At 62.9% G+C, this 11,515-nt stretch carries 12 protein-coding genes; 11 read left to right on the top strand and 1 reads right to left on the bottom strand.

Going from position 1 to position 11,515, the window contains the following annotated elements; genetic code table 11:
- The 3 genes from WBQ77_RS12715 to WBQ77_RS12705 form a co-directional block, all read left to right on the top strand.
- Positions 1-590, top strand: a 590-nt coding sequence (locus WBQ77_RS12715) for a glutathione S-transferase family protein (protein WP_424060514.1), incomplete at its 5' end; no start/stop codon positions are given.
- A 58-nt stretch (positions 591-648) separates the two neighbouring features.
- Positions 649-1,779: a tRNA epoxyqueuosine(34) reductase QueG gene (gene queG, locus WBQ77_RS12710; RefSeq protein WP_424060515.1), complete on the top strand. Its 1,131-nt coding sequence runs from the start codon at positions 649-651 to the stop codon at positions 1,777-1,779.
- Positions 1,776-2,648 (top strand): SDR family oxidoreductase, encoded by an 873-nt coding sequence (locus WBQ77_RS12705; protein WP_424045397.1) that lies wholly within the window; start codon positions 1,776-1,778, stop codon positions 2,646-2,648. Before queG ends, WBQ77_RS12705 begins: the two co-directional genes overlap by 4 nt.
- A 4-nt stretch (positions 2,649-2,652) precedes the next feature.
- Here the strand turns inward: WBQ77_RS12705 and WBQ77_RS12700 are convergent, their stop codons facing one another.
- Positions 2,653-3,450: an alpha/beta hydrolase gene (locus WBQ77_RS12700; protein WP_424045398.1), complete on the bottom strand. Its 798-nt coding sequence runs from the start codon at positions 3,448-3,450 to the stop codon at positions 2,653-2,655.
- Positions 3,451-3,496: 46 nt separating this feature from the next.
- Here WBQ77_RS12700 and WBQ77_RS12695 point away from each other — a divergent pair, with 46 nt between their 5' ends.
- From WBQ77_RS12695 to pheT, 8 genes are all read left to right on the top strand, one after another.
- The gene (locus tag WBQ77_RS12695) at positions 3,497-4,693 is read left to right on the top strand and encodes a glycosyltransferase family 4 protein (protein WP_424060513.1); all 1,197 of its coding nucleotides are present in this window, start codon (positions 3,497-3,499) and stop codon (positions 4,691-4,693) included.
- 200 nt (positions 4,694-4,893) lie between these two features.
- Positions 4,894-5,805 (top strand): hypothetical protein, encoded by a 912-nt coding sequence (locus WBQ77_RS12690; protein WP_424060512.1) that lies wholly within the window; start codon positions 4,894-4,896, stop codon positions 5,803-5,805.
- Positions 5,806-5,991: 186 nt separating this feature from the next.
- Positions 5,992-7,311 (top strand): O-antigen ligase family protein, encoded by a 1,320-nt coding sequence (locus WBQ77_RS12685; RefSeq protein WP_424060511.1) that lies wholly within the window; start codon positions 5,992-5,994, stop codon positions 7,309-7,311.
- Between the two features lie 150 nt (positions 7,312-7,461).
- Positions 7,462-7,983 carry a translation initiation factor IF-3 gene (infC, locus tag WBQ77_RS12680; RefSeq protein WP_424044807.1) on the top strand — a complete coding sequence of 174 codons (522 nt, stop codon included), beginning with the start codon at positions 7,462-7,464 and terminating at the stop codon, positions 7,981-7,983.
- 186 nt (positions 7,984-8,169) lie between these two features.
- Positions 8,170-8,373, top strand: a complete 204-nt coding sequence (gene rpmI / locus WBQ77_RS12675; RefSeq protein WP_424044805.1) for a 50S ribosomal protein L35 — start codon at positions 8,170-8,172, stop codon at positions 8,371-8,373.
- A gap of 34 nt (positions 8,374-8,407) precedes the next feature.
- Positions 8,408-8,764, top strand: a complete 357-nt coding sequence (gene rplT / locus WBQ77_RS12670; RefSeq protein ID WP_424044804.1) for a 50S ribosomal protein L20 — start codon at positions 8,408-8,410, stop codon at positions 8,762-8,764.
- A 46-nt stretch (positions 8,765-8,810) separates the two neighbouring features.
- Positions 8,811-9,896 carry a phenylalanine--tRNA ligase subunit alpha gene (pheS, locus tag WBQ77_RS12665; RefSeq protein ID WP_424044803.1) on the top strand — a complete coding sequence of 362 codons (1,086 nt, stop codon included), beginning with the start codon at positions 8,811-8,813 and terminating at the stop codon, positions 9,894-9,896.
- 3 nt (positions 9,897-9,899) lie between these two features.
- Positions 9,900-11,515: phenylalanine--tRNA ligase subunit beta (gene pheT / locus WBQ77_RS12660; protein WP_424060510.1), on the top strand; the 1,616-nt coding region annotated here is incomplete at its 3' end.

Raw genomic sequence — 11,515 nt, 5'->3', positions numbered from 1 at the left:
AGCCTTGGGAGTGGCGGCCCGAATTCCTGGCACTCAATCCGGCCGGGACGCTGCCAGTCCTTCTTCCTGACGACGAGGGGCCGATCGCGGGCTCTTACGCCATCTCGGAATGGCTGTCCGATACATTGGACGAGCGGCCCCTCCAGGGTTTTCAGCCCTTTCCCGGCGATCCAGCCGCCCGCGCCGAGGCCCGGCGGCTGGTCGAGTGGTTCCACGACAAATTCCACGACGAGGTCACGGATTACCTCGTCGTCGAGAAGGTTTTCCGGCGGTTCGGACCGCAGAGCACGTCTCCCGATATGGAGGCGATGCGAGCGGGCCATAACAATTTGCGTTATCATATGGCCTATATTGGTCATTTGACGGAGACGCGCAGCTGGCTCGCAGGCGATGCTCTAAGTTTTGCAGACTTGGCGGCGGCGGCACATCTGTCGGCGCTGGATTATCTCGGCGAGGTGCCGTGGGAAGAGCACGAAGCTGTCAAACATTGGTACGCGCTGGTGAAGTCCCGGCCGTCATTCCGTCCCCTGCTGCAGGACCGGGTCGCGGGATTCATACCGGCGGGCACCTATGCCGATCTCGATTTCTGAGTCTCGTCCCGATCTCCGGGTGCCGATGCGGCACGCCGCCGGCGGAGCTTCTCCCGTGATGGCGCGATCTCTGAAAGCGCGGATCGCCGAACGCGCCGAGGCGCTGGGCTTCGATGCCATGCGGATCACGACCGCCGATGGTCCCGATGCGATGGGCGCCGCGCTCGATGCGTTTCTCGCCGACGAGCGCGAGGGCGACATGGGCTGGCTCAGGGACACGGCCGAACGGCGCAAGAGTCCGCGCGCTCTCTGGCCCGACGCGCGCAGCATCATTCTGCTCGGGATGAACTATGGAGGGCCGAAGGACCCATTCGCGGCACTTCAGAATGCCGCGCACGGGACCGTCTCAATCTACGCCAAGCGCGCCGACTATCACGACGTCATCAAGGGCAAGCTCAAGCAACTGGCCGGACAGGTCCTGGCGCTCGCGGGCGGGGACGTGAAGGTGTTCGTGGACACCGCCCCCGTGATGGAGAAGCCTCTGGCGGCGAAGGCCGGTCTCGGCTGGCAGGGCAAGCACACCAATCTCGTCTCGCGCGAGTTCGGTTCCTGGCTGTTCCTGGGCTCGATCTTCACAACCGTCGACCTCGAGCCCGATGCACCGGAGACCGATCATTGCGGCGCCTGCCGCAGCTGTCTCGATGCGTGTCCCACCAACGCTTTCACCGCACCGTATGAGATCGATGCGCGCCGCTGCATCTCCTACCTCACTATCGAGCACAAAGGACATATCGCGCCCAAATTCCGCGAAGCGATGGGCAATCGCATATATGGCTGCGACGACTGCCTGGCCGTCTGCCCCTGGAACAAATTCGCCAAGGACAGCCAAGAGGCAAAACTGGCAGTCCGGACGCAGACGGACGATCCGCCCCTTGCCGAGATTCTCGGGCTGGACGATGCGGCGTTTCGCGCCCGCTTTCGCGGCACGCCGATCAAACGGGCCGGGCGCGACCGTTTCGTGCGCAATGCGCTGATTGCCGCCGGTAATGCAAACGACGTATCCCTCGTCCGTCACGTCGAGGCGCTGATCGACGATGCCTCTCCGCTCGTGCGCGCCATGGCGGCGTGGGCGATTCAACGCCTCGACCCGGACCTGTCCGTGGTGCTGCGGCCAACGCGGCTCGGAGGCGAAACGGACCCGCAGGTGCGCGCCGAATGGCAGGCGGGTGCTCGCGTGAGCGCACCATGAGCCGGCTGTTCGCCTTTGGATTCGGCTACTCCGCGCAGGCGCTCGCGCCGCGCCTGACCGCGCGCGGCTGGACGGTCGCAGGCACGGCTCGGGACGGGTCCAAACGGGAGGCTTTGCGTAAGAGCGGATACGAGGCCGCACTGTTCTCGGGTCAGGCGCCTCACGGGGATATCGACCGGCTGTTGGGGGGCACGACGCATTTGCTGCACTCGATCCCGCCGGACAGCCACGACGACGGCCACGGCGATCACGTGCTGACTCACTATGGCGAAGCACTGACGAAGCTCGGCAGCCTGGAATGGATAGGATATTTGTCGACGGTCGGCGTATATGGCGACCAGCAAGGGCGCTGGGTGGCTGAGGAAACGCCGCCCAGACCCAACAGCGCGCGTACCGAAGCGCGGGTCGCGGCCGAACAGGCCTGGCTCGATTTCGGCGCACGAACCGGCGTGCCGGTACACATTTTTCGCCTTGCCGGAATCTATGGCCCCGGACGCAGCGTGTTCGACAAGCTCGCGGCGGGCACGGCCCGGCGCATCAACAAGCAAGGCCAGGTCTTCAGCCGTATTCACGTCGACGATATCGCGACGGTGCTGGATGCCTCGATCGCGAGCCCCCGCGCCGGCGCGATCTACAATGTCGCCGACGACGAGCCGGCGGCGCCGGGCGACGTGGTGGCCCTTGCCGCCGGGATGATCGGGGTCGAGCCGCCGCCCGAGATCGATTTCGAACAGGCGGACCTGCCGCCCATGGTGCGCAGCTTCTACGAAGGCAGCCGCAAAATCGGCAACGCGCGCATCAAGTCCGAGCTTGGCGTCAACCTGCGTTATCCGACTTTTCGCGAAGGCCTGGCGGCGCTCAAACCTTAAGTCTCTACCCCGGCGGCGATATGGGATCGAGCAGCGCCGCGATCGTGCGCGACAGACGCTCAAGGTCCGCCGGTTCCGACAGGCGATGCCCGGCGGCCTTGACCAGCGTGAGGTCCACATCGTCCGTGGCGAGAAGGTCGACCAGCGCGCGGGCGTGCTCCCAGGGCACGTCTTCGTCGCGCATGCCTTGCAGGATGCGCACCGGCACATTCACCGTAATCTCCCCGTCCGCCAGAAGATGGTTCCGCCCCTCTTCGATGAGAATCTTGGTGATGGGATAGGGGTCGTCATAGTCGGACGGGGCGAAAAAGACGCCCTCGCTAACGACGGCGTTCCGCGCATCCGCCGACATTTTCTCCCACATCAGCTTTTCCGTCATGTCCCAGGCTGGCGCGATGAGAACAAGCCCCTTGAGCCGGGTGCCGCCGCTTTGCGCCAGCGCGCGGGCCAAGAGCAGCGATATCCACCCCCCGAGCGAAGAGCCCACGAGCACGATGGGCCTCTGCCCCACAAGCGTCAGCATGGTTTTAGCTTCTTCGAGCCAATCGCCGACGGAAGCCTGTTCGATATCGCCGCCGGACAGGCCATGCCCCGAATAATCGAAACGCAGCATAGAGTAGCCGTTGGCCGCGGCCCAGTCGCTCAAATACCCAACCTTGGCGCTGGTCATGTCGGACAGAAAGCCGGACAGCCAGACGATCGCCGGACTCTCCACTGAGGCTCCCGCATCGAACCGATAGGCGATGCGGCGGCGACGAACACCTTGGCCAATTTCCAGAAAATGTGGTTCTTGCTGATCCATCGAATGAGGTGTCCGTGCGTTGGCTTGATGAAGGTAAGACGACTTAATGTCGGACGTGACCATATTGCAGGTCGTGCCACGGCTTGAAACCGGGGGCAGCGAGCAATCGACCGTCGAGATCACCGAGGCGCTCACCCAAGCCGGTGCGAAGGCACTGGTTGCCACCGAAGGGGGGCGGTTGGCAACCGCGCTTGAGACGGCCGGCGGCGAGATCATCGAGCTCCCGGTGGCCAGCAAGAACCCCGTGACGATTTTCGCCAATGCACGGCGTCTGGCGAAGCTTGTCGAAGAACGCAATGTGATGCTGCTGCATGCCCGCAGCCGCGCGCCGGCCTGGAGCGCGTATCTCGCGGCGCGCCGTACCCATCGGCCTTTCGTGACAACCTATCACGGCGCCTATAGCGGACGGAGCCGTTTAAAGAAGCTCTACAACAGCGTGATGGCCCGCGGCGACCGGGTGATCGCAAATTCCCGGTTCACGGCCGGGCTCGTGCGCAGCCGCTACCCGGTGCCGCCGGAGCATCTGCAGGTCATCCATCGCGGCTTCGATGTGTCGGCCTTCGATCCAGTCACGATCTCGCCGGAGCGCATCGCGCGGCTGCGCGAGGCCTGGGGCATCGCGCCAGGTCAGCGGGTTGTCTTGCAGGCTGCGCGGCTGACGCGCTGGAAGGGGCACCTCCATACGATCGAGGCGGCAGGCCTGCTGAAGGCGCGAGGACTCCTCGGCCACGCAGTCTTCATCTTCGCCGGCGACACACAAGGACGCGAGGACTATCGCGCCGAACTCGATGCAGAGATTGCCGCGGCGGGTCTCACCGGCATCGTGCGCCTCGTGGGACATTGCGACGACATTCCCGCAGCGTTCACGTTGGCAGACATCGCTGTGGTCGCTTCGACTCGCGCAGAGACATTTGGACGCACCAGCATCGAGTCTCAGGCGGCCGCGTGTCCCGTCATTGTCACCGATGTGGGAGCGGCGAGCGAGAACGTGGTGCCCCAGGTCGCCGGCGACAGCTTCACGGGATGGGTTGTCCCGGCCGCCAATTCAGTGGCGCTGGCCGATTGCCTGGGCGATGCGTTGACCGTGTCACCTCAGAGGCTGGCGGGAATTGGGCGGCGTGCGCGGTCCCATGTACGAGAACACTTTGCTTTGCGCGAGATGCAGCGGGCGACACTTGCCGTTTACGACGAACTTTTGTGTACGGAACTCGCCAACTCGTTCCGCTCATTTAATTCGTTCTAATCGTTCAAAATTTTGTGTGGAAGTCCCAAGGGGCTTTGCCCCCTTTTTGCCCGGCTTCTGCCGCGACATCCTGCAATCAATATGCATGCGGTTCTCGCTGGCGCCGATCGGGCATTCTCACGGGGAACCAAGGTCTTAAACAGAATGTTAAGTATGGTGGTGCCAGTCTACTAACTATGTTTCAAAGTTTTTCGACAGACATGCAGACACGAGCACTTTCGGTGCGCGGCACGGATACGCCGCCGCTCCATTTCATCTATCATGTGCCCAAATGCGCTGGCCGTACGATCGACCGGCACTTGGCGAGCGCGCTGCCGGCGCCTGCCTATCATCGCTTGCTTAAGCGTAGGGGCTTGGGCCGGTTTGTGACCCGCTATGACTCCTCGCGCCCCCCATTCACGGATGCCACGCGCGTGGTGAGCGGTCACCACCTGGGCATCTCGCTTGATTCATTGTTTCAGGACCGGTTGATCAAACGCAGCATGCTGCTGCGCGATCCCGCGAGCCATTTCGTGTCGTATTACAACTACCGCATGACCCGCTACGTCAACGAGGGTCTGTATCCCTATGGCATTGACGTGGCCTATGGGGCGATGCGGCGCAATTTCATCACGCACTACATCCTCAACAATTTTCTCGAGTTGAGCTGGATGCAGATCGCCAGTCTCTCCGATCAGGAAAAATACGATTTGGCGAATGCGTTTCTATCGATGTTCTGGTTCGTCGGCGACTACACGCTATGTGAAGACCTGCTATCCGTGCTTGCCGACCGGCTTGGCATTTCTGCCAATGCAAGGCCCCACAACGCGCTCGCCGACTTGGCCCGCGGCGCGGGATGGACCCCGCTGACGCTGGATCTGTTGCCCCGTCAGATTGTCGAAAACATCGAGGCGGAAAACAGAGTCGACCTAAGATTGTGGGAGACCTGGCGCGAGGCGGGGCACGAGACCGGTGCCGTGCGCCCGGTTGCTCTCGACAGCGGTGCCTCCAGCTTCCTCAGCAACGAGGCGGTTCGCTTCGTGCACCAGATTGCTCGCCGGTTGCAACGGCGCTGGGGACACTTCGATGCCGGACTCTCTCTTCCGCAGCAAGATCGAGCGACTCTCGCTTAGGCTCAAGCCAAGCCTTCGAACGGCCCTGATACCGAAACTGACATTTCCGACGGCATGCCAGATGGGATGTAACGTGCCGTGACAGGTCTTTGCGAGTCGGCCTGCGAGGTGCTAGGGCATCCGGACTGAGTCACTCGATCCTGTAGCACTTGGGGCCTGGGCCCGAGACACCACACCGGAATCTCGATGCGGAAACTTGCCAAACTCGCACTCCGGCGAGAGCCCGCGATTATCCGCACGCTGTTCTTCCTTGGCCCACTCGTAGCTCTGCTGGTCCCGAAAACCACGGTCGCCGTTCTCATCTTGCTTTTTCTCGTCTGCGCCGGCCTGACGCTTGCGCGCGGGGGCGATCTGAAAGCCCTGTTTCGGATCGATGTGACCCTGGCGTTGTTCAGCGCAACGGCTGCCTATCTCTTCCTCAACGCCACCTGGTCTCTCGATCCGGAACGCGCGTTCACCAAGGCGGCCTGGTTCGTCCTGATCGTTTTGATGACCTACGGCGCGACTCGCGCGCTGGCCCGTTGGCCCGAACGGTCACTGCGCATGGCAGCCACCGCCTTCCTAGCCGCCATCGGCGCGGGGGTCGCATTCATCCTGTTCGAGGCCGCCACCGGACGGCTAGCGACCCTGACGCTCTATCACGTCCTTCCCTTCACCCAGCCCAACAGTCTCAAGGGGTTTGTAGTCCGCAATGGAGAGATCGTACGGATCGCTCCGGGCGAGTTGAACGCCATGGTCGCCATCATGCTCTTGGCGCTCTGGCCGACGCTGCTTTGTATGGTGACACGGCTTGGCGGCCGGCGCGGCTGTCTCGCTGCCGGAGTGCTTCTGGTCGCGGCGTCCGCCGGCACCTTGCTGTCGAATCACGAATCCTCGAAGGTCGGTCTGGTCGCGAGCCTTATCGTCTTTGCGTGCGCCATCCCTTGGCCGAACGTGACGCGGAAGGCACTCTGTCTCGTCTGGTGTCTTGCTTTTGCGCTCGTCGTCCCGCTGGCGACCGCCGCTTACAAGGCCGACCTCCACCGGTCCGAGAGGCTTCCTCTGTCGGCACAGGCCCGTGTGACCCTTTGGGCCTACACGGCCGAGCAGGTCGCTGCCGCTCCGGTGCTCGGAGTCGGGGCGTCGTCGACCCGGAAAATCGATCAGTCGCCAGACAATCGGAAAATGCAGTGGAGAAAGAGGTTGAAGACGGAAGGATTCGGTTGGCGCGCCGGGGCGCACGCGCATAACGCCTTTCTGCAGACCTGGTACGAGCTCGGTGCCGTCGGGGTCATCCTCTTCATGGTGACAGGCTCCGCCGTCCTATGGTCGCTCGGCCGCCTTCCGCCAAAGACCCAGCGATTCGCGCTGGCCCAGGCTGCGGCCTTCGTGGCGCTTATCGCATTCGCCTGGGGCATGTGGCAGGGATGGCTGATGGCGTTGACGGGTCTCGCCGCGCTTTATATCGCGCTCGCGGTGAACGTCTACCGCGCAGAAGCGCCCGAGGTGCCCCCGGCTGCGCCTTGATCCGAAAGCTAATTCAGGCGTGACTTGTCAGGTATTGCCGCCTTCTTGTAGAACTTCCGCTTCTAATTTTGTTTTACTATTGCGCCCCGTGCCTCGCCGCGGCGAGGGCGCGCCAACTCTGAAGGAGACTTAGACATCGCAAGACGGCCCATGAAGTTGGCCCCCAACCGGGGCGGCCCCCGCACCAACGAGGGCATAGACACTCCTGAAATCCAGCTCATTGACGTATCCGGCGAAAATGTCGGCGTCGTAGAGATCGAAGACGCGCTCGCGCGCGCTAGCGAGGCGGGGCTCGATCTAGTCGAGATTTCGCCCAACACAAACCCGCCGGTCTGCAAGATCCTGGATTACGGCAAGTACAAATATCAAGCTCAGAAAAAAGCCGCCGAGGCGCGCAAGAAGCAGCGCACCGTCGAGATCAAAGAGATCAAGATGCGGCCCAACATCGACACGCACGATTACGACGTGAAGATGCGGTCCATGAACCGGTTCTTCGAGGAAGGCGACAAGGTCAAGGTGACGTTGCGCTTCCGCGGCCGTGAAATGGCCCACCAGGACCTAGGCGCCCAATTGCTCAACAAGGTCAAGGACGACACCATCGAGATCGCAAAAGTGGAGTCCGAACCCCGGCTGGAAGGGCGCCAGATGGTTATGGTGCTCGCGCCGCGTTAAGGAGCAGGCCCCGGCCGCACGCACAGTGCTTGCGCTCGGGGCGCAATTCCCTCTATAACGCGCCGTTCAAGGAGCCGCCCGGCAGGGCATGCCGTGGCGGTTCTCATGCTTTCCAGCATTTTGTACGAAAATTGTTCAAGAACGCAGGCCCGGCAAGCGCCGGAGCCAGCCAAAGAAGGAAGCCAAATGCCCAAGCTCAAGACGAAGAGCGGTGCCAAGAAGCGATTCAAGGTCACGGCCAACGGCAAGGTCAAGTGCCTCGCCGCCGGTAAGCGTCACGGCATGATCAAGCGGACCAACAAGTTCATCCGGAATGCCCGGGGAATGATGGTTCTCGCCGACGAAGACGCAAAGATCGTGAAGAAGAATTTTCTCCCCTACGCCCGATAGGCGAGGCGAGACGACCCTTTAAGGAGCACCGCAAATGTCCCGTGTAAAACGTGGCGTCACCGCCCATGCCCGTCACAGCAAGGTCCTCAAGCAGGCCAAGGGCTATTACGGACGCCGTAAGAACACCATCCGCGTCGCCAAACAGGCCGTGGAGAAGGCCGGTCAATACGCCTATCGCGACCGCAAGGTAAAAAAGCGCACCTTCCGCGCTCTGTGGATCCAGCGCATCAACGCCGCCGCGCGCGTTCATGGCACGACCTATGGCCAGCTTATCGACGGCCTGAAGAAGGCCGGGATCGAGTTGGACCGCAAGGTTCTGGCCGATATCGCCGTGCGCGAGCCGGAAACCTTTCAAGGGTTGGTCGAAGCCGCCACTGCCGCCCGGGCTTAGCGCCCACGTCCCGGCAAGGAGCACGACCCATGAACGCGTCTGACCGATGAGCGCGTCCGAGCTCGACACCCTCAAGGCCGAACTGGTTGAGGCGATCGCGACCGCATCCGATCTGACGAGCCTCGAAGAGGTGCGCGTGGGCGCGCTCGGTAAGAAGGGCCGCGTGTCGGCCCTGATACAGCGGCTGGGCTTCATGCCACCGGAAGAGCGCCGCGATTTCGGCCAGGCGGTCAACGCCGTGAAAGTCGCGGTCGCGGACGCACTCGAAGCAAGGCGCGAAACGCTGGCTCGGGAGGCCACGGCGGCGAGGCTTGCAAGCGAGCGGGCCGACGTGACCCTGCCGGTGCGTGAAGGACCGCTGGCCGAGGGGCGCGTGCACCCTGTCAGCCAGGTCACCGACGAGATCACCGAGATCTTCGCCGATTTGGGCTTCTCGATTGCCGAGGGGCCGGACATCGAGACGGACTTCAACAATTTCACGGCGCTGAATATCCCGCCCGAGCATCCGGCGCGGCAGGATCATGACACGTTCTATTTCGCCGAGGGCCCGGACGGAACGCGTCCCGTGCTGCGCACCCATACGAGCCCCGTGCAGATCCGCACGATGCTCTCGAACACGCCACCTTTGCGGTTCATTGCCCCAGGCCGCGTTTATCGCTGTGATTCCGATCAGACCCATACACCCATGTTCCACCAGGTCGAGGGGCTGGTGATCGACGAGGAGACCCATCTCGGCCACCTTAAATGGGTCTTGGAAGAATTCTGCCAGGCGTTCTTCGAGGTGCCGGAGGTGAAGATGCGGTTCCGCGCGAGCCACTTCCCCTTCACCGAGCCCTCGATGGAGGTCGATATCGGCTACGCCAAAGTCGACGATGAAATCCGCATCGGCGAGGGCGACCAGTGGCTGGAGATTTTGGGCTGCGGCATGGTCCATCCCAACGTGCTGAAGGCCGTCAATCTCGACCCCAAGAAGTATCAAGGCTTCGCTTTCGGCGTCGGCATCGACCGCCTGACCATGCTGAAATACGGGATGCCGGACTTGCGTGCGTTCTTCGCGGGCGATTTGCGCTGGCTGAAGCATTACGGCTTTCCTGCACTCTCTGTACCGACCCTTGCCGGGGGGCTGAGCTAGACAATGAAGTTCACCCTGTCCTGGCTGAAGGAGCATCTCGACACGGACGCCTCAGTGAACGAGATCGCCGACACGCTCACCCTGATCGGGCTCGAAATCGAAGAGGTCGCCGATCCGACCAAGGCGCTGGAGAATTTTCGCGTGGCCGAAGTGGTCTCAGCCGAGAAGCATCCGGATGCGGACAAGCTCCAGGTGCTGCAGGTCAACACGGGCAAGGAGACCCTTCAGGTCGTCTGCGGGGCGCCCAATGCGCATATCGGCATGAAAGGCGTGTTCGCCTCGGTCGGCACCTACGTGCCGGGCATCGATTTCACCCTGACCAAGGCCAAGATCCGCGGCGTCGAATCGAGCGGCATGATGGTCTCCGAGCGCGAGCTTGAACTTTCCGACGAACATACAGGCATTATCGAGCTGTCTGCGAAAGCGCGCGTGGGCAGTTCGGCCGCAACAGCGCTCGGCCTCGACGACGTGGTGTTCGACATCGCCATCACGCCGAACCGGCCCGATTGCCTTAGCGTGCGCGGCATCGCCCGCGATCTCGCCGCGGCGGGCCTCGGCAAGCTCAAGAAAGACACGATCGAGCCTGTCAAAGGCAGCTTCGACAATCCTGTTCCGGTCAAGCTGGAGTTCGACACCGAGACGAAGGACGCCTGCCCGGTCTTCGCAGGCCGCCTCATGCGCGGGGTCAAGAACGGGCCGAGCCCGGACTGGCTGCAGGCACGGCTGAAGGCAATTGGGCTCCGCCCAATCAATGCGCTGGCCGATATCACTAACTACATCTCCTTCGATCGCGCGCGTCCTCTGCATGTCTATGACGCAGACAAGCTGACCGGCGCGATCCGAGCACGCCTCGGCAAGTCCGGCGAGAGCTTCAACGCGCTCGACGGCAAGACATACATGATCGACGAAGAGATGTGTGTCATCGCCGACGACAGGGCTGTGCTCGGCCTTGGCGGTGTGATGGGCGGCGAGGAGACGAGCTGTACCGAGGAGACGGTCAATGTCTTCATCGAGTCGGCCTATTTCGACCCGAAGCGCACGGCGCGGACGGGCCGTACCCTGAACATCATTTCCGATGCGCGGTTTCGCTTCGAGCGTGGCATCGATCCGCAATCCGAACAGTCCGGCATCGATCAGGCTACCTCGATGGTGCTTGAGATGTGCGGCGGCGAAGCCAGCACCGTCACGGTGGCCGGTCGCGCGCCCAAAGCCAACACGCCATTCCGTTTCGATATGCGGCTGATCGGCCGCCTGAGCGGGCTGTCGCTGTCCGACCGCGAGATTCAGCGAATTCTCAAGGCCCTGGGCATCGCACTGGAAGGCGACGGACATGTGCGGAAAGCCGCGCCGCCATCCTGGCGTCCCGACCTTTCGATCCCGGCGGACCTCGTGGAAGAAGTCGTGCGCCTGACGGGTGTCGATCGCATTCCGGCGACGCCACTGCCGCACTTATCGGGGGTCGCGAAGCCCGTTCTGACGCCCGCGCAGAAGAAGGCGCGCGCCGTGCGCCGGCTCCTGGCTGCGCGTGGTCTCGTCGAGGCCGTTACTTGGTCGTTCATACCGAAGGACGAGGCGGCGCTTTTTGGCGGCGGCGATGCAGCGCTCGCGCTGGACAATCC

The sequence above is a fragment of the Methyloceanibacter sp. genome, assembly GCF_049590335.1.
In the GTDB taxonomy this organism is placed as follows: domain Bacteria; phylum Pseudomonadota; class Alphaproteobacteria; order Rhizobiales; family Methyloligellaceae; genus Methyloceanibacter.
This window is presented reverse-complemented; position numbering and strand designations above follow the sequence as displayed.